Annotated in this window: 20 protein-coding genes; 9 read left to right on the top strand and 11 right to left on the bottom strand. The window is 36.2% G+C overall.

Features of this window, described 5'->3' with window-relative positions; genetic code table 11:
- Nucleotides 1-438: 438 nt before the first annotated feature.
- The 4 genes from tyrS to moaC form a co-directional block, all read right to left on the bottom strand.
- Entirely contained in the window at nt 439-1,743 is a 1,305-nt protein-coding gene (gene tyrS / locus QM491_RS02945) for a tyrosine--tRNA ligase (RefSeq protein WP_166552991.1), read from the bottom strand.
- 556 nt (nt 1,744-2,299) lie between these two features.
- Nucleotides 2,300-2,962, bottom strand: coding sequence for a thiamine diphosphokinase (locus QM491_RS02940; RefSeq protein ID WP_283325754.1), 663 nt, complete (start codon nt 2,960-2,962; stop codon nt 2,300-2,302).
- A gap of 118 nt (nt 2,963-3,080) precedes the next feature.
- On the bottom strand, nt 3,081-3,638 hold the full coding sequence (gene mobA / locus QM491_RS02935) for a molybdenum cofactor guanylyltransferase (RefSeq protein ID WP_283325752.1): 558 nt from the start codon (nt 3,636-3,638) through the stop codon (nt 3,081-3,083).
- Nucleotides 3,638-4,129: a cyclic pyranopterin monophosphate synthase MoaC gene (moaC, locus tag QM491_RS02930; RefSeq protein WP_166552988.1), complete on the bottom strand. Its 492-nt coding sequence runs from the start codon at nt 4,127-4,129 to the stop codon at nt 3,638-3,640. The genes mobA and moaC overlap by 1 nt, the downstream gene beginning before the upstream one ends.
- A gap of 119 nt (nt 4,130-4,248) precedes the next feature.
- Between moaC and QM491_RS02925 the strand changes: the two genes are divergently transcribed.
- The 5 genes from QM491_RS02925 (at nt 4,249) to QM491_RS02905 (ending at nt 10,592) form a co-directional block, all read left to right on the top strand.
- Complete coding sequence (locus tag QM491_RS02925) at nt 4,249-5,457, top strand: molybdopterin molybdotransferase MoeA (RefSeq protein WP_283325751.1); 1,209 nt, start codon at nt 4,249-4,251, stop codon at nt 5,455-5,457.
- A 93-nt stretch (nt 5,458-5,550) separates the two neighbouring features.
- Nucleotides 5,551-6,564 (top strand): dipeptide epimerase, encoded by a 1,014-nt coding sequence (locus QM491_RS02920; RefSeq protein WP_283325750.1) that lies wholly within the window; start codon nt 5,551-5,553, stop codon nt 6,562-6,564.
- A 275-nt stretch (nt 6,565-6,839) separates the two neighbouring features.
- A complete protein-coding gene (locus QM491_RS02915; RefSeq protein ID WP_283325749.1) occupies nt 6,840-7,898 on the top strand; it encodes an aminotransferase class I/II-fold pyridoxal phosphate-dependent enzyme in 1,059 nt (352 codons plus the stop codon).
- Between the two features lie 177 nt (nt 7,899-8,075).
- Complete coding sequence (locus tag QM491_RS02910) at nt 8,076-9,326, top strand: serine hydrolase (RefSeq protein ID WP_283325748.1); 1,251 nt, start codon at nt 8,076-8,078, stop codon at nt 9,324-9,326.
- Nucleotides 9,327-9,386: 60 nt separating this feature from the next.
- Nucleotides 9,387-10,592, top strand: a complete 1,206-nt coding sequence (locus QM491_RS02905; protein ID WP_283325747.1) for a C40 family peptidase — start codon at nt 9,387-9,389, stop codon at nt 10,590-10,592.
- A 200-nt stretch (nt 10,593-10,792) separates the two neighbouring features.
- Here QM491_RS02905 and QM491_RS02900 read toward each other — a convergent pair whose 3' ends face one another.
- The 7 genes from QM491_RS02900 to QM491_RS02870 all read right to left on the bottom strand — a co-directional run bounded on the left by QM491_RS02900 (nt 10,793) and on the right by QM491_RS02870 (nt 16,398).
- A complete protein-coding gene (locus QM491_RS02900; protein ID WP_283325746.1) occupies nt 10,793-11,224 on the bottom strand; it encodes a hypothetical protein in 432 nt (143 codons plus the stop codon).
- Between the two features lie 257 nt (nt 11,225-11,481).
- Nucleotides 11,482-12,330 (bottom strand): prolipoprotein diacylglyceryl transferase, encoded by an 849-nt coding sequence (gene lgt / locus QM491_RS02895; RefSeq protein ID WP_283325745.1) that lies wholly within the window; start codon nt 12,328-12,330, stop codon nt 11,482-11,484.
- 92 nt (nt 12,331-12,422) lie between these two features.
- Nucleotides 12,423-12,710 (bottom strand): rhodanese-like domain-containing protein, encoded by a 288-nt coding sequence (locus QM491_RS02890; RefSeq protein WP_283325744.1) that lies wholly within the window; start codon nt 12,708-12,710, stop codon nt 12,423-12,425.
- Between the two features lie 145 nt (nt 12,711-12,855).
- Complete coding sequence (locus QM491_RS02885) at nt 12,856-13,152, bottom strand: rhodanese-like domain-containing protein (RefSeq protein WP_166552979.1); 297 nt, start codon at nt 13,150-13,152, stop codon at nt 12,856-12,858.
- A 33-nt stretch (nt 13,153-13,185) separates the two neighbouring features.
- Nucleotides 13,186-15,093 (bottom strand): T9SS type A sorting domain-containing protein, encoded by a 1,908-nt coding sequence (locus tag QM491_RS02880; RefSeq protein ID WP_283325743.1) that lies wholly within the window; start codon nt 15,091-15,093, stop codon nt 13,186-13,188.
- 30 nt (nt 15,094-15,123) lie between these two features.
- Complete coding sequence (locus QM491_RS02875; protein WP_095167050.1) at nt 15,124-15,897, bottom strand: PASTA domain-containing protein; 774 nt, start codon at nt 15,895-15,897, stop codon at nt 15,124-15,126.
- 201 nt (nt 15,898-16,098) lie between these two features.
- Nucleotides 16,099-16,398: a hypothetical protein gene (locus QM491_RS02870; RefSeq protein WP_283325742.1), complete on the bottom strand. Its 300-nt coding sequence runs from the start codon at nt 16,396-16,398 to the stop codon at nt 16,099-16,101.
- 267 nt (nt 16,399-16,665) lie between these two features.
- Between QM491_RS02870 and QM491_RS02865 the strand changes: the two genes are divergently transcribed.
- The 4 genes from QM491_RS02865 to QM491_RS02850 all read left to right on the top strand — a co-directional run bounded on the left by QM491_RS02865 (nt 16,666) and on the right by QM491_RS02850 (nt 18,726).
- The gene (locus tag QM491_RS02865) at nt 16,666-18,009 is read left to right on the top strand and encodes a glycosyltransferase (protein WP_283325741.1); all 1,344 of its coding nucleotides are present in this window, start codon (nt 16,666-16,668) and stop codon (nt 18,007-18,009) included.
- Between the two features lie 63 nt (nt 18,010-18,072).
- Nucleotides 18,073-18,273, top strand: coding sequence for a hypothetical protein (locus QM491_RS02860; protein WP_166580112.1), 201 nt, complete (start codon nt 18,073-18,075; stop codon nt 18,271-18,273).
- Between the two features lie 31 nt (nt 18,274-18,304).
- Nucleotides 18,305-18,535, top strand: coding sequence for a hypothetical protein (locus QM491_RS02855; RefSeq protein ID WP_283325740.1), 231 nt, complete (start codon nt 18,305-18,307; stop codon nt 18,533-18,535).
- A 20-nt stretch (nt 18,536-18,555) separates the two neighbouring features.
- Entirely contained in the window at nt 18,556-18,726 is a 171-nt protein-coding gene (locus QM491_RS02850) for a hypothetical protein (RefSeq protein WP_166580114.1), read from the top strand.
- The last annotated feature ends 430 nt before the right edge of the window (nt 18,727-19,156 follow it).

Genomic DNA, 19,156 nt, shown 5'->3' with positions numbered 1-19,156 from the left:
CTTTTCTCCAAAACAAGTAACCAACTTATCGTCAGTAACTTATCTCAAAAATTGTCGCTAAACCTCTTTCGATTTAACCGCTTCCCGTTGTTTGGGAGTGCAAAATTAGTAGCTTTATTCTTAACTTCCAAATGTTTTTGAAAATATTTTTTGAAATTTATTTTCGCAACTCTCAACTTCTTTTCTTCGCTACAATTCCTTTCCCGTCGTTTGGGAGTGCAAAATTCCCACTTTATTCCCAACCATCCAAATCTTTTTGACACTATTTTTAAAAGTTTTTTGTAAGTCGTTGATAACAAAACAAATAGAGCTCAAACTTTTTTACTACTAAAAGTCAAAGCATACAACCTATCAAACCATTTGGCAAATAAATTCTATGAATAGTTATAAAAAGACCTTCAACTTTTATTAGTTGAAGGTCTTTAACAATTATTATTTTTATTCGACAATCAAAAGATGGTTCTTTTTTCCTTTTCCTAGTAACAGATACTTGTTATTAAGAAGTGTAAAATCAATTGGATGATTTGGATCTGGAACTTTTGATTTGTTTACGCTTAAAGCATTCCCTTGAATAGCACGACGAGCTTCTCCTTTTGAAGCATATACCTCTCCATTGGTTACAGTTGATACTAAATCAGTAATATTAGTACAAGCTTCATAATCTCCACGTGCGATGATTGTTTGAGGCACTCCTGCAAATACAGAAAGAATATCCTGGTCACTCATTCCTTGTAAAGCATCGACAGTACCTTTTCCATAGAGGATTTCAGAAGCCTTTACTGCTATATTATATGCTTCCTCAGAGTGAACACGACAAGTCACGTCTTTTGCCAAAGCTTTTTGCATGATACGCAAGTGTGGTGCAGCAGCGTGTTCTTCTTCGATAGCAGTGATTTCCTCACGAGAAAGTAATGTAAATACTCTCAATAGACGGTGACTATCGGCATCGGCAGCATTTAACCAAAATTGGTAGAATTCGTAAGGACTTGTCATGCTTGCATCGAGCCAAACGTTTCCTGATTCTGATTTACCAAATTTGGTACCATCTGCTTTGGTCACAAGTGGCGTAGTTAAAGCAAAAGCTCTATTAAATTCTACTTCTTCAGAGCCGCCTTCTTTTCTACGAATGATTTCTGTACCTGTTGTTATATTACCCCATTGGTCAGAACCTCCCATTTGAAGACGAACACCATTGTTTTTATATAGCCAATAAAAATCGTAGCCTTGTAATAATTGGTAAGAGAACTCTGTAAATGAAATACCTGTTTCTAAACGTTTCTTTACGGAGTCTTTCGACATCATATAATTTACGCTAAGGTATTTTCCTGCTTCTCTTAAAAACTCAAGAAAAGAGAAATTCTTAAACCAATCATAGTTATTTACTAATTCGGCAGAGTTGTCGCCACAATCAAAATCTAAGAATTTAGATAATTGCTTGCGGATTCCCTCTTGGTTGAAACGCAAGGTTTCTTCAGATAGGAAAGAACGCTCAGCTGCTTTGAACGAAGGATCGCCAATCATACCTGTTGCACCGCCTACCAAGGCAATCGGCTTATGACCACAAAGCTGAAAGTGCTTTAACAACATGATTGTAGCAAGATTTCCAATATGTAAAGACGAGGCCGTTGGGTCGAAACCGATATAAGCTGTTGTCATTTCTTTATTGAGTTGTTCTTCTGTTCCTGGCATCATATCGTGGAGCATACCTCTCCAACGTAATTCTTCAATAAAATTCTTGTGCATTTTGAGCTTAATAATTATGAACAAACAGTTTGTTGACTATTTGTATATCTATAGATTCCAAATTTTTCGCAAAGTTAGACTTTATCCTCAACAAATCCTTGTGATTAATAAACTGAGTAAGATTAATATTAGGATAGATTATAATTAAAAATTAGCCTATAAATAAGCAGAAATACTCTGTACTTACTAAGCACTTATTGTTATTTATAAGCTTCATGAAATAAAAAAAAGACAATGTGAATCTAAGGTATTGACTTTTACGTATTTATGTCGTAATATTTAGTATTAAGGATAAAATATCAATCCTTAATACTCGTTAATTTTCTGATTTTCACCAAAACTATCAGTAACACCTCCGATGTCATGAAATAGTAATTTTTATGATATTTGACATAACCATGTAAATACTATGAGAACACTTTATGTAATTGTTTTAGCCATTTTGGCTTCGGGTGTTTTGTATTCCTTCAAAAGAAGGACTAGTAATGATGACCAGTTTAGACCTTGATTTGTATAAGTATTGGGCTTTAGGGTAGATTTATCTTAAAGCCTTTTTTTAATCTGTACACTCCATCATCAATAAATCTCCTGTTTTGTAGGAAATTTTTACAAATCCATCTTCTTCTACTTCATTACTAGAGCCTGTTCGATAACCTAAAGTGAGCGCTTCATCAAATAAGTTATACTTTAATCCTGAGGAATGTATGCCACTTACTACACCAATAGGAATCAAAGAAATAGGAGTTCCTTTGGTGTACCATTTCTCAAACTGATAAGGTAACAGATAGATTTTTGAATAATCATCAATCATGACAATTTTGAGCTGGTTTCGAAATCTAACAATATTAGTAATATTGGTCATGGTGTGATCGGCACGGCGACCTGTAGCCCAAACTACGTTAGCTGCTGGAAAACCACGAGAAATTAGATATTCGAAAGCTTTTTCTAAATCATGTTTTTCTTGATCAGGCGTATGGATAATTTCTATAGGATATTGCGCAGACTGAATGGCTTCAAGATCAAGTGCTCGGTCAAAATCCCCAAGTAATACATCCACTTTTATACCTAATTCGAGCACTCGATGAATAGCTGAATCTAGCACAACAATAAGTGGTGACCATTCTAAAAGCTGCCCAAGTAATTCTTGACTACAAGCTTCGCCGTTAGCAATGATTAAGGCTGGTTCTTGTTCGTCGCGTATAATATGATGAGATGACATAAATTCGAATGCGGATTTCGGATATTTGATTTCGGATGTATAATTATAACGCCTTAAGCCGTAAGCCATAGGCATTAGGCAAAAATATTTTCATTTTGTCATGAGGAATTAATATAGACTATTTCCTCTTGATAGCCTCCTCGTATTCTGCTGGAGTATTAATACTTTTTAGCATTTGTGAGTCAGGCGCATTAATCAGCTTTATGGGCTGCTGCGATAATACTCGCATAGCAGATTTACGTACTTGTTGATAGGCTTGCAGCAAGTCGGGATAAATACTTGGTTCGTAAATCGTAACGAGTGGTTCAGGAAAAAGCTCCTCTGGATTTTGAAAAGCTGTGGCTTTTTGAGATATATCTCTAGCTTCAATCAAATATTGAATCGTTTCTTGATTCACAAAAGGCATGTCACAAGCTACCACCAGCCAAGCTTGTTTGGGCTCATGCTGAAAAGCAGAAAGAATACCCACTAATGGACTATTTAATTCGTGAAACGCATCATATATATAAGGATAGTCACTTTGCTGATTAGTATTTAGTGAAACAAATACTTTTTCACAATATAAACTCAGCAACTCAAACAGATATTCTTCTTGTGTCTTGCCATGATATTGAATCAATCGTTTTTCACGACCCATACGAGAACTTTGTCCCCCCGAAAGTATCAATCCATTCATTAGGCTTTATAGTCACTTTTTCCTCCTGTTTTCGAGAGGAGCTTGGTTTCTTTAATCACTAAATCATGTGAAAATGCTTTACACATATCATATACAGTCAAAGCGGCAATGGTTGCGCCCGTGAGGGCTTCCATTTCGACGCCCGTTTTGGCAGTTAATGAGCACGTGCAATCAATGATTACCTCGTTGCCTTGTAATTCGATATTGAATTTACATGAATCCAATCCTAATGGATGACATAGAGGAATTAAATCTGAGGTCTTTTTGGCTCCCATTGTTCCAGCAATAATAGCTGTCTGAAAAACCGCCCCTTTTTTAGTTTGAATATCGCCATTGACAAATTGCGCCACAATTTCGGGCGTGAGTGCTATAATACTTCTGGCAGTTGCGGTACGTTTGGTAATAGTTTTGCCCGAAACATCTACCATAGAAGGGTTATGCTGAGTATCTAAATGTGAAAAGTCTTTATTTTCGGATTGTTCTTGTGCCATTGCTCTATGTTTTTTACAAAAATACGGTACGCCTCCTCAAAAGGTAAGGTAAATTGTAGAAATTTGTCTTTTCAAGTTTTATCATAAAAAGAAAAAAAGCTAAAAACGTTCTCAAAGTTATGATAACATCACAAGAGGCTTACCAGATTATTCAACAATATACATTTCCTCAGCAAAACGAAAAAGTAGCGTTACTGAGTTCAAAAGGCAGAATATTAGCCGAAAGCATTACGGCTGACCGAGACTTCCCTCCTTTCAATCGAGTAGCGATGGATGGTATCGCTTTTGCTTTTGAAGGTATTAATCCAGCAGCAATCTTGGTCGAGCAAATTCAATTTGCTGGTGAAACACAAAAACAGCTTCAAGATACACATGCTTGTATCGAAATTATGACAGGAGCCATTTTGCCTTCGGGTTGCGATACGGTGGTACGATATGAAGACGTGATTATAGAGGAAATCGAAGGAAAGAAAATAGCCAAAATCACCATTCCGTTTGAAGAAATTACTCTTGGGCAAAATGTACACCGACAAGGTTCTGATAAAATCGCAGGACAAATCTTATTGGAAGCAGGTATCAGAATTAGTCCAGCCGAAATTGCCGTAATGGCGTCGGTCGGTAAGCAAGAAGTACAGGTAGTAGCATCGCCGAAAGTAGCGGTAATTTCGACGGGAGACGAATTAGTGGATATTGCTGTAAAGCCAGAAAGTCATCAAATTCGTATGTCAAACTCCTATATGTTGGCAGCAGCGCTACAAACTTGGAATATCGAAGCTCAATTATTCCATTTGACTGATGACCCTGAAGTATTAACGGAAAAGCTCACTCAAATTTTAGAAGAGCATGATGTCATTTTGCTAAGTGGTGGCGTTTCGGCAGGAAAGAAAGATTATGTTCCTGAGATTTTAGCTCAATTAGGTGTAAAAAAATGTTTTCATAAAGTAGCCCAGAAACCAGGGAAGCCATTTTGGTTTGGCACAAAAGATGTAGAAAATAACGAAGGTAAAAAATTAGTTTTTGCCCTTCCTGGTAATCCTGTATCTACCTTCTTATGTTTTTGTAAATATGCTTTACCTGTGATTGCACAGCAAAAGCCCAAAGTAGAACAAGTGAGTTTGGCTAAAGAAGTGTTTTTCAAACCAGCGCTCACCTATTTTGCGCCTGCACAGGTATATTTTGATAATGGAAAAATGTTGGCAATTCCGTTTGAAGGCAGTGGTTCGGCAGATTTTGCTAACTTGACCAACTGTGATGGTTTTGTAGAACTCCCGTCTGAAAAAACTCATTTTGAGATAGGAGAAATAGTTAATTTCGTCCGATTTCGTTAATTTGAATTTTTCTTATAAGAGCAATAGGCTACTGCGCTTATTGCTCTTGTAGTTTTTGATATAACTTACTTCATTCAACCCAATTTTTTGATTATGAAACTGGTACTTCACACTTTTCAATTACCCCTAAAACACACATTTACGATTACTCACGAGTCGCGAGATATACAACCAACTTTGATTGTCGAACTACAAGATGGCGACTTTAGAGGTTTTGGAGAAGCAACAGAAACGCCATATTACGGCGTGACTATGGAAAAAATGACGGCTCAATTGGAATCAGTGAGAGACTTTGTTGAAAGCTATGATTTACAAGATCCCAAACAATTTTGGGAAGATGTATTTCCTTATTTAAAGGATGAACATCCATTTGCTTTATGTGCTTTGGATATTGCGGCCAATGATCTTTGGGCTAAGAAAAAGGGATTACCCCTATACAAAGCTTGGGGACTAGACCCTAGCAATAATCCTATTACGGATTATACCATAGGAATTGACACGTTGGAGAAAATGGTGGAAAAAATGCAAGAGGTACCCTTTCCACTCTATAAAATCAAATTAGGTACTAAGGAAGATATCAAGATTGTACAAGAGTTGCGCAAGCATACCGACGCCATATTCAGAGTCGATGCCAATACCGCTTGGAGTGTTGAAGAAACAATACAAAATGCTATTGCCTTGAAAGAATTAGGTGTTGAATTTATCGAACAACCAATGAAAGCTGATAACTGGGAAGGGATGAAAAAGGTATTTGCCGAATCAGTACTTCCGATTATTGCTGACGAAAGTTGTATTGTAGAAGAAGATGTGGCGAGATGTTATGGTTTTTTCCACGGTATCAATGTTAAGTTAATGAAATGTGGTGGTCTCACTCCTGCCCTTCGTATGATTGCTCATGCCAAAAAGTTGGGTTTGAAAGTGATGGTTGGCTGTATGACCGAATCGAATGTAGGTTGTTCGGCAATTGCACAACTGTTGCCATTATTGGATTATGTTGATATGGACGGTATTTTGTTGGTCGATGATCAAATTTCTACTGGAGTTATCATCGATTATGGTAAAGTGATTTATGCCGATGAAAATGGAACTGGCGCAAATCTAAAATGATGTTGATAACTGCTGTAGGCTTTAATGCTTTAGGCAATAGGCTAGTTAGAACAGTACAAAGGATTCCAAACTATTGCAGGTTTTGGATTTCTGATTTCGGAAATAAAGTATAATACCGCTATTTTTCACAAAATAAAGAAGTCTACACTTCCGAAATCCAACATCCGATATCCGAAAGAAATGGCTTTGTACACTCCTACGTTACTGTTCTAATTACCTTTTATAAAATTGACTTGTAAACACTCTCTTAATTACGTTTTATCCAAAGTAAAGTCATGATTTTTTATTCATCCAAAATACCTAACAATACACTCCAAACTATAGACCAAGATTACTATTGGTTTAGTGGTACGGCGTATTTGGGTATTGCACAGCATCCTACTTTCAAACGAAATCTGATTGAATCTTTGGTTCAGTGGGGAAGTTCGTGGGGAAGTTCAAGAAACAACAATGTTCGTCTTTCTATCTATGAAGAGGCAGAGCAAGCTTTAGCTCAGTTTTTTGGAGCGCCTGCAGCTTTGACTGTCGCTTCGGGTATGTCGGCAGGTCAGGTGACGGTATCGTACTATCAAAGTTTGGAATATCATGTTGAAATAGCTCCCAAAACACACCCTGCTCTTTGGCCTCATCATAAGCATTTGCCCATTGATTCTTACGAGGAATGGGCTAGTACGATTTCAGAGAATATTTCAAAAAATCTTGCTGAAAAAATTGTGATTTGTTCCGACTCGGTGGGCTCACCCTATGTCGAGGACTTTGATTTTAGTTGGATTAAAACTTTACCCAAAAACAAAGAAATCGTCGTTGTAATTGATGCATCACATAGCTTGGGAATTCAACATATTGCAGACTTTCTAGGCTTTGAGCCTGACTTTAACGACAATATCCATTTGATTGTGACAGGTTCGCTCAACAAAGCTATGGGTATGACTGGTGGTGTGATTTTGGGTAAACCCGAAATTATCAATCACCTCCGCCACACGCCTATGTTTGCCGGAGCTTCCCCAATGATGCCTGCTCTGTTAGATGCCTTTATGCTTAGTACAGGTTTGTATTATGAGCAAAAAGAAAAGCTTATTCATAACATCCAGTATTTTACAGAAAATCTTGAAGTAGCATACTTGGATTCGATTAAGAATTATCCTGCTTTTTGTACACGCCGTGAGGGTTTGCATGATTTTTTGAAAGACCGTGGAGTGATGACATCGTGTTTTCCCTACCCTACCGTTCATGATCAACCTGTGAGTCGTTTAGTGATTAGTGCTATGCACAATGAAGACGAACTTTTGTATCTAGCTCAATTGTGCAACCAATTTGCTAAAATATCAGGATAGGGATTTCAAAAGAAAACTGTATTATCGGGAAAAATTATAAAACCATAGTTAGCAGTGTACAAAAGATTAAAGATTGTGGCTATTGATAAATAACATAAGCTTAATCTTTTGTACACTTTAAAAAACATAACTAATTATTGCTTGCACTCTCAATTGATATTTGAACCATTTGAACAGATGAAAAGAAAACTTATACAATTCTTGACAATCTTGGCAATGTCAACACAGCTTTATGCTCAAAAAATAGATTTTCAGTTATTACCTGAGTTGATGAAGTCTCAACCAGAAAAATTTCAATTTATTCTTGATAATGCTGATAGACTTCGGGTTCAAATTGTCTACACCCAAATCGACAGAGATGTTTTAAATCGCCCAAGCTTCACGACTTATGGCTTTAGACTCAATCCTCAAGAGTACTTTTACCCAGCAAGTACCGTAAAATTGCCTGCTTGTGTACTGGCCCTGCAAAAAATAAACCAGCTTAATAAAAAAGGATTAACCAAAGATACCCCCATGTTTACAGGTGCAGAATACGAACGTCATACCCCTGTGATGGGCGATAGTACTTCTGCCAATGGAATGGCGTCGGTATCGCATTATGCCAAAAAAATCTTGATGGTATCGGATAATGATGCCTTTAATCGTCTGTATGAATTTATGGGTCAGGAAGGTTTTAATGATGGTTTACGAGCAAAAGGGCTAAAAGATACACGCATTGTACATCGTTTGGAAGTAGGTATGAGTGTGGAGCAAAACAAAAGAACAAACCCCATTAGCTTTAAAGACAATAATCAGGTGGTGTATGAGCAACCGATGATTACGGCTACCAAAGAATACTTCCCTGTAGAGCCTATCAAAATGGGCAAAGGATATGTCAAAGGAGATGCTACTATCTATGAGCCATTTGACTTTTCACAAAAGAATTTTTTCCCATTAATCGAACAACAACAATTGTTGCGTGCGATTATTTTCCCTAATGCTGTTCCCAAAGAACAACGCTTTGATTTGACGACTGAAGACTATCAGTTTTTGCACAAGTATATGTCTCAGATGCCTACAGAAAGCAAGTATCCTGCGTACAGTCTTCCAGATTATTGGCCAGCATACTGTAAGTTTTTGATGTATGGAGGGCAAAAAGATGCTACGATTAACCCAAATATTCGCATTTTCAACAAAGTGGGCGATGCTTATGGCTTTTTGTTGGACAATGCCTATATCGTTGATTTTGAAAAAGGAATCGAGTTTATGTTGTCAGCAGTGATTTTGTGCAATGAAGACCAAATTTTTAATGACAGCAAATACGACTATGATACCATTGGCTTTCCTTTTATGAAAAATTTAGGTGAGTTGGTGTATCAATATGAAGCAAATAGACCTAAAAAACATCTTCCTAACTTGAGCAAGTTTAAGTTTCAATACGATAAATAAACCACTGCTCGGCATAGTTTTTGCGGGTTGAAGAGGGCGTCTTAAACCCCAATTTTTGATATGAAGCTAATTTTAATACTATTTTCTTGGGTTGTGCTGTTAGGCTCAACGTGGTTGAACCCAGGGAAAAATAACAATGCAAAACGTACTAAGGCAGATTCATCTATTACACAAGTTATCGACCAATTCAATCATCGCTTTGCTCCTGATAAAAGAACTGCTATTTTTCAAATAGATGCCTACCGTCAAAAAAATCAATTAATATTGACGGGCAAAACCAATCTTATTGGTGCAAAAAGCTTCCTTCTTGAAAGGCTTAAAAATGAAAAACTCGAAATCGTTGACCAAATTCGTACGCTTCCTGCTGTAGAGCTAGGTGAGAAAGTATGGGGTTTGGTAGAAGTTTCAGTTTGTAATCTTAGATACAGTCCGCGTCATTCGGGCGAAATGGCTTCGCAAGCTTTAATGGGTACTCCAGTACGTATTTTGGATAGAGAGGATAATGGTTGGCTTTTGGTACAAACACCCGATCATTATATCGCATGGGTTGACCGTGGCGCTATTACTGGTATTACAACTGAGCAGTTGAATACTTGGAAAGAAAAAAGTAAAGTAATTTATACAAACTCATTTGGTACTATTTACAGTGAATCAAATAGTAATTCCTTACCAGTTTCAGATGTTGTCGCAGGTTGCGTAATGGAACTAAAAGCTGAGAGAAATGGCTATTTTGAAGTGATTTTACCCGATAATCGATTGGGATACGTATCAGCTAAAGAAGCCGATATCGTAAAACATTGGATAAGTACTACCTCCGCTACAGAAGAGGCATTAGTCAATACATCTAAACGATTAATGGGCGTACCATATCTATGGGGTGGCACTTCATTTAAGGGTGTAGATTGCAGTGGATTCACTAAAACGGTTTATTTTTTGAATGGCATCCTATTACCGCGTGATGCTTCGCAGCAAGTAATGGTAGGAGAAACGATTGATAAATCTGGGGTTTGGAGCAATTTGAAAGAAGGAGATTTATTATTCTTTGGAGAAAAAAGAGAAGATGGTTCCGAACGCGTAGTGCATGTAGGCATGTGGATTGGGAATAATCAGTTTATCCATGCTTCTGATAAAGTACGTATTGGAAGTGTCAGTACCTCAGCACCAAATTTTGATGAATACAATGTCAAAAGATATTTGAGAGCCAAACGTATTCTAAAAACAGGAAGTGTGGTAAAGCTCAAAACAGATAGTGTTTATCCACAGTAAATTTAGTGAGTGGTGATTGAGTAAATGAGTGATTATTATTCAACCTATATTTTCACCTGTAGAGACGCAGTAACTCTCGTCTAAAAAGAGATATTCAGCATTTTAAATATCAAAAAAGCGGTCGAAAAGTAATTTTCGACCGCTTTTTTGATGAGTAGTTGACTAATAATGCTCATTCCACATATTGGAACGACATATAATTAATTTCCTCCGAAAGCTCCTTTAATTTTTGACCACAAGCCCGAAGCAGCTTCTTTAGCTTCTTCAACTTTTTCAGCGGCAGCTTCTTGAATATCTTCTAGCTTTTCTTCAGCTTGAGCTTTTAGCTCTTCCGCTTTTTCGCCTAAGTCACCTCCAACTAATTCTTCGATTTTATCTTCTACAGCATCTATTTTTTCTGAAACTACAGCTGATACTTCTTCAATTTTTTGGTCTGCTACATCTGCAAGTTCCTCTAGTTTTGCACCAGCTTCAGCTGCTAATTCTTCCGCTTTTGCTTTTACATCTACTCCTGTAACCTCTTTGATTTTCTCACCTGCTGTTGCAGCCAAGTCCTCAATTTTGTCTACAGCTGCATTTTTCAATTCTTCAATTTGTCCTTTTGGAGTAGGTTCAGTTTGATTATTTTCCATGAGTGATTTGTGTTTGGGTAATAAGTTGAAGTTATTTTTAATCAATTTACAATTTATCTATTGATAAATCAAGCACTTATGTTACGCAAAAATCAAATAAATGTCACAAAAAAGTGAACAGTGGTGAAGAGGGAACAGGCACAAAGGCATAGAGGGACAAAGTGAAATTATTCAAACTCTCCACTTTGTCCCTCTGTACCTTTGTGCCTCAATTTACACTTTGTGCCTATGTGCCTTTGCCACTCTGTGCCTTTTCTCTAAACAGTTTTCTTATTTTTAAACGAATACCAAAGTACTCCTAATCCAAACAAAATAGCTGGAATACTTAGCCATTGTCCCATATTAAGGCTCATACCATCTTCGAAGCTTACTTGATTTTCTTTGATAAATTCATAGAAGAAACGAAGAATAAACAAGACTACCATGAATACACCTGTCATTAAGCCTTCTTGTGTTTTTTCTTTTTTCTTATTCCAAATCATAAAAAGAATCACAAACAAGACAATACAAGAAAGTGCTTCATATAATTGTGCTGGGTGACGAGGCACTACTGCAAAATAGTCGTGATTGAGCGATGGGTCATTATAAAATTTGAATGCCCAAGGTACATCTGTCTCCTTTCCAACAATCTCTGAATTCATCAAATTACCGATACGAATACAAGCTCCACCCAATGCAACTGTAGGTACAACGCGGTCGGTTACATACAAATAGCTAATGTCTTTGTGCTTGCGAACATACAAGTAAAAGGCTAAAAATAAGCCTATGGCAGCCCCATGACTAGCCAAACCTGCATAAGGTGGGCGAATCATTGACCAGAAAAAATAACTGGGGTTACTCAATAAAGTTGGATATTCATAAAAGAAATAATGTCCCATTCGAGCGCCAAGCACAGTGGCAATCATAGCATAAAGCAATAACTCATCGGCTTGTTCGAGTGGACGACCTTCTTTTTTGAAAAAATATGAAATAACTTGATAGCCTAACAAAAAAGCTGTGGCAAACATTACCCCATACCAACGCACAGGTAAGCCACCTATTAAAGGTAAAGATTCGGGAAATGTGAAAATATCAGAACTTGTGAACCAATCTATATATGCTAACATTCGGTTTATTGGATTATTGTTTAAATGGAATTCGATGTGTATCTGAAACCCAAATTTAAAAATTTTCTAAGAAATAAGTATTCAGACCAGTATTAAATACTCAAGAAGGCTTCTAGACCACCTGTAAGATTACGCACTCCTTCAAAGCCTCTTTTTCTGAGAATTGTAGCGGCTACTTTACTTTGAAGACCTGTGTAACAAATGATGACAAATTCTTGACTTTTCAGGAATTCTAACTCATCAAGTATTTCTAGTAAGTCATCAAAGGGTAAATGCAATCCTCCCAAATCAAAATCTAGAACCTCTGCTTCGGTACGAATATCTACGATTTGAAGCTCGGTAAGTCGATTTTTAAATTCTTCTGCTGAAATATCAATCATGATAGTAGGGCTTTGGGCGGTCGGCTATTGGCATTCGGGTAAAATATTCACACTCAATAGCCTAATTAATGGTATTTTATTTCAAGAAAAGTAAAATGGTTCAGACCTTCGCCCGAACCATTTTACTTTCATGTTTTACAAGAAATTAGTCTAAATCGTTGTAAGCCAAAATTCCGCCTAACACGTTTCTAACATTAGTAAATCCTTGTGACTCTAAAAATGCTTTTGCACGTGCTGAGCGAGCACCTGAACGACAATGAACCACTACTTCTTGTCCTTTCCAGCCATCGATTTCTTCTAAACGGTCTGGTAATTCGCCTAGTGGAATCAACAATGCGCCCAAGTTATCTTCTTCGTATTCGTATTCTTCTCTTACATCAAGAAAGTTGAATTCTTCGCCAGCATCTAGGCGTTGTTTTAATTCTTCTACTGTAATATCCATGTTTTATTCTGTTTACTTCGTTGAGATCACAATTTAACGAACGATACTGATTTTGCGAACAAATGTATTACGTTCGTCTGAGAGTAACAATAAATATATGCCTGAATTAAGATTTTCGACTGAAACTCTACTTTCAGAAACTCTTTGCTTCAAAATACTTTGTCCCTGAAAATCGACAAGTTCGACATTGCGTAAAGTTGGGTCATTCCACGAAACATAATCCTTTGCAGGATTGGGAAATACCACTAATTGTTGATCTTGAATATCTTTTTCTGTTCCTAAAATAACGTCCTTCACTGTCCCTCCCATAATTGGGCGCATCATCAAGGCGCCATTAGCAGCTTTAAAATCGGCATTATTGGTTTGGGTGGCAAGATTTACCCATTGCGTACCCAAATTATAAAAGTATTTTGAAGAAAACGGTGAAGAGTTTTTATCTAAGCCAATAATCAACGGTTCGCCATCAGTGTATTGTAAAACACCAATATAAAAAGTGTCTTTTACAGCCACTGGGTCAAAAGTGTATTCTATAAAACCATTTACAACTTTGCTATACGACACTTTACTATATAATGAACGAATCACATTCCCTGGTTTTCCTTTATCATTTTCCATAATCTGAATCGTAATAGCATTACCTTCAAGATTGGTCAACATGGGTAATAGATTAATGCGAACTCCCGAAACTACGTCATTGGAATTATTGGTGAACTGCGCTGCTATACGTCCAAATCCTTTACCTAAATATGCACCAGCCTCGGCTGTTCCGTCGTCATAAGCATAATAGTCCGAAAACTCCGTTGTTATGCGAATGGTATCGTTTTGTTTTCTATTGATAATAACACCATCATCGGTAGTTTTTAGCGCAAATGTGCTTTGTAAACTGTATTTGTCATTGCTCAGTTGGCTTAAGGTTGTAGCTAACTTTTGTGCAATTTTCACGCTGGATAAACCCGCTGGATTGGGGCTAATCACCACATTGGTCTGAGTAGCTTTTTGTAGCGTTGTGTTAGTCAGTAAATCTTTTACTGTAAAATCATAATCAAAAAAGTTGTTGACCGCCGTTTGGTTCAAATACACGACATCTGTACTCAAAGAATCATTGAGTTCCTGTGTTGGACGACGCATAAACTGTCTAACAGGCATAGCTCTATATCGTTTGAGCAGCGATGGCATATTTCGTCTTACCGCCAAATCTGCATAGTATTTATCGTTTTGATTACGCTTCGTATTCAAATAAACATAGTCAATATTCCAAATATCAAACTGTCCAGACTGGCGACCGAAACTCTGAAATCTAAACTGAAATTGGTTATGAAAATACAAATTGCGTGCTCGAATAGGAATCAATACTTGTTGAAAATTTGCGACTTCTTGATCTCCTTTCATCACCCAGACCGTTTGCCAAATACCGCCATTAGTTAAAAACTGTACCCGCAAAGAATCATTTGTATTAGGCTTGTCCCCCAAAGAACTATTTTGCCAAAAGAAACTCAAATATAGAGAATCGGCAGGCAAATAATTGGACAAATCAAATACTTGAGAAGTCAAGGTGTCGGTAGGTCCTTCAGCCAAACTATTGACAAAATTATAGGGATTACCATCAGCTTTGAGTCCATCAAAAGTAAGCATATTGATGGTAGGGTGATTCGTCGCATAATCATTGTTGACCAAAGTACCTCCCGAACTCAACCAATTATTGGTATTGAGTTTGAGTCCATACGAAAAATCGTCAAAGAATGGGAGCTTAGCTACGTTGGTGGCAGCTACTCTTGCCGCACTAGGTGTAACAGGAGTGCCAAGAGAAATAGTTTGTAGTTGAGCCAAAGTACGGAATTGAGCAATAAAAAAGAGTGGTAAAAAAATTAACCACCCTTTTTTACCCTTTCCGCAGAAAGGCTTCTTAGAACCTATAAAAGTGTAAGAAGAAATGTTTTTCATTTGAACTTTATTAAATACCCATTGGTAGGTTTATTCTCCAGACGGAGGGTTACCCGCTACCCAAAGGTCAATCATTTCGCCAGCTTTAATTTTGCCATCTTCGCAAGCAGGATTCTGACGAATCACTGTGCCTGCTGGTTCAGTAGAATCTGGATCATAAATAACGGTTCCTTTTTGTAAACCAGAACCAGAAATTATAATAATAGCTTCATCGAGCGGTTTGCCTATTAAACAAGGGATTTCTAACTCGACATTACCTGTGCCATTGCCCACGATGAGCGTAACCTTCGAACCTTTTGCAATTAACGTTCCTGCATCGATTTTCGTACCTTGATATTTTACTTCGAGTACCTCATTTTCACGAATATCGTTTTGGTATTCGAGTGAAGGTTTGAGCAAACCCGCAATCAACAACTGTTGTTCGGCACTTCGTACCGACATTTCGGTCAGTTTGGGAAGCTTAATCATTGGAGCCGTTTCAGTATTGATTGTCAAATAAATTTTTCGTCCTTGTTTTACCTTAGAGTTTTCGAGCGGATACTGAGAAAGTACCGTAAGCGGTTTTTTACCAGGTGTAAAAGTACTATCGGTCACTTCGTAGTCCAAGTTTCTTTCGTCCAATAAATCTTCGGCCTCCTCCATAGTCAAGCCTTTCAAGCTAGGCACAGTAATAGTTTCGCCGTGATTGGTACTCCAAGGAAGGTAAATAAAGAAAAATCCAAAAAATAAGACCATTAATAGGCATACAATAATGGCTGCGTGAGTATAGACGTCTTTTTTAGAATTAGTTGGAATTTTGATCATTTCGGTCTTCGTTATGGTATTTGGTGCAATTTACAAGATAAGTTTGTTTTTGGAAAATGCCTTTCACAAAATGCACCATTGGGTTGGGATATTTGAATGTAAGATGTTGAGAAAAGGTTATAAAAACAAGTCCTCGCTAGCGAACCAACGAGGACACATATACTATACAAAATATTAACTTCAGAAATGATAAATTATTATTTAAGGAGAGCTAACGTTCAATAGCTCCAGACTAGCCCCTCCTCTTATCTTCTCTTTAGCTGGGTTAGAAAGTTTTCGAAAACCTATCTCAAAGCAACCCTCTTCGGTATAAATATAGCTTTTATGATAGGTACAATAAGTAATAGGTAGTCCTAAATCATGAATCAGTTCATCTCGGTACTTATACCAAGCACGTTCAGTAATACCTAACTTTTGGGAAAGTTCTTTTGGAGTACCAGTGGCTTTCAGTTTGATAAGCCTATCCAAATAGCGAAGACGTTCACAGATTTTTAGAATCATAAGTGTATAGATATAAGAATGGTCAATAATGAGTTAAGAGAGTATTAATCTTTCGTTTGTGAATGTAATTACTCTTTTATCAAAAACAAAATATTTTATGGTTTTACTATACTTTATATATAAATTATGGCAAAATATTGAACATCTAGCTTAAATGGATAAATCTTACAAACGCGAAGAGGAAAAAGTGATATTAAATAATGAAAGCCCACTGAATTTTTAGTTCAGTAAGCTTTTATTACTTGCAATATTTAAAATACATAGAATATGCAAACTGCTCTTTTCCTTTTCCCTGCATTGATGGGACATTTAAACCCTACTATAAAATTAGCAAAACACTATGCTACCGAAGGCTTTTCTGTTTATTATGGTGGCACGCCAGAATTGGTAGGGTTCACCCAAAAACATGGATTTCAATTTCATGCGATGAATAGTATATCTTTTGCACTTGGGCTTGAAGACCTTTTACATGAAGATAAAAAGGAAAAATGGCTGGAAAGTTTGGTTGATAGACATACTAATAAACTTTACAATCACAGAAAAAAGGACATAGAAGATTTAATAAAAGTTATCAATCCTGATTTGATATTTTTGGATGAGTTCAATTATTCAGACTTTATTTTACTATATCCATTTCTCGAAAAAAGAAAACTGGTAATACTTCAAACAAAGTTTCCTATGTATTATCACCCGAATGTTCCACCTCTAAATACTTATGCATTTCCTAATAGCGATGCTGAAAAATTATGGAAAACGTATTTTAGAAAATACATATGGCGTTACTTCTTAAATGATTTAAAGTTTTTTGGGAAAGGTGATTTAAGCATCCTCAGACAGAAATTTAAAGAGCAAAAAATACCTCAAAAGTTTCAAATAAACACCCAAAAAGTTTTTAACCCTACCTTTAATAATGTAGAAGAATGGTTTTTGATACCTCAAGAGTTAGATTTCCCTGAACAACAATTATTACCTTGGCAAAAGTATGTTGGCCCAATGGTAATGACAGACCGACAAGAAAACTTAGAGGCTAATTATTTGAATTTTATCAAAAAGAAAGAGACTTATCAAAATAGTAAATTGTTGTATTGTTCATTAGGAACGGTGCTTAAATCGCATCTGACCCACAGAAAAGTAAATATCAATACATTTTTTAAAGCAATGATAGATATTGCTTTTGAGAACCCAAGCTTATATTTTGTGATTACCTTAGAAAAAAGTATGCGTTCGGGCTTGAAAACAAAATCTGAAAACATCATTTTTTTAGATTATGCTCCACAAATAGATATACTGAGCAAAGCTGATGTCTTTTTAACCCATGCAGGCCCAGGTTCTGTATTTGAATCTATCATTCAAGCAACACCGATGCTTCTGTTTCCATTGAATGATAAATGGGACCAAAACGGAACTGCTGCCCGTGTGGTATATCATGGTTTAGGAAAAAAGGCAGATTTAGCCGATAGCAAACAAAGTATTGAGCAAGCTATATTTGAGCTATTGAACAACAAAAGCTACCAACAAAAAGCACAAACGTTAAGTACATTATTACTGGAAAAATATAGCAACGAAAATTATTTAAAAGATTTTTTCTCCACTGAACTTTTAGTTCAGTAGCTTATCATAAGTTTGTCATATTCTTGCGATAGTGCTTGAATAGAACTATAAACATTTTATACAATGAAAAAAATTGAAATAAACAATTTAGAGTTAACCAATGGAGGTGGAAATGGGTGGGCATATTATGCTGCAAGTTGTGGTATAGCTGTTTCATTATTGGAAGCATCTTTTTTAGCTGGTCCTGCTGTATTTACGGCAACTGCAATGTTTACGTCAACATGTATGTTAATTTTGCCATTGTATGCGGCAAGTAAAAAGTAAAATTATTTATAATATTTATATCAAAATAACGATGAAAAAGCTATCACATAACAATATAGAAAATATTAATGGAGGAGGTGCAGCTTCAGCTTTTTGTGCAGGTTTAGCTGTTGGTCGTATAGGTATTGCCGCATTTAATGCTGCTGTTGCTGCTGGTGTAATATCCGCAACAGCTCTTGCAACAGGAGGAACAGCTGTAATAGCTATTGCGGCTGTATGTGCTGTTTATGGATTAGGAAATCAACTTAGTTGGTGGAATTAACAATGTTTTGGATAAAAAATATGAAAAAAATATTTTTATTTATTCTTTTTACAATTTTAGGTACTGTTGGATATTTAGGATACCAATGGGCTTTTGAGGATAATAAAGTTGTAATAATACCTTTTTGGATACTTTTTTTTATTGCTATTTTTATAGAAAGATATATTCTAAGACAAAAAAACGGGAGATGAAATACGTATAGAATAGAGGACTATTTTACAATTGGATACATAATAATTGCAATTCTTTAAACCTCTATTCTTATTTAAACAGTAATTCCTTTCTTAAGTATTTTGGATGTTATTTTATATACAAAGAAATAGCTAACTCAAATATTCCTTATTATGTTCTTTACAAAATGGATTTAAGTAGTAAAAATAATTTCTCTAATATAGATTGCGGAGTCATCTTAAAACAGTATTCGTATATTATGTTATTCAAGATTCTAAATATAATCGCATCAATATTCTCAATTATACTCGTTTTAATAATGTTTGGTTTCTTGAAGTTCTCAAAGGAAATTGTAATATTATTTATCATAATTTCTGCATTACCCTCATTTATTAACCTAATAAAATTGGGAAGAGAAAATAGTAGGAAGTAAAATATTTACAGTTAAGA

This window comes from Flectobacillus longus (genome assembly GCF_030056705.1).
In the GTDB taxonomy this organism is placed as follows: domain Bacteria; phylum Bacteroidota; class Bacteroidia; order Cytophagales; family Spirosomataceae; genus Flectobacillus; species Flectobacillus longus.
The sequence above is the reverse complement of the archived record's forward strand: the minus strand, read 5'-3'. Positions and strand labels throughout refer to the sequence as shown.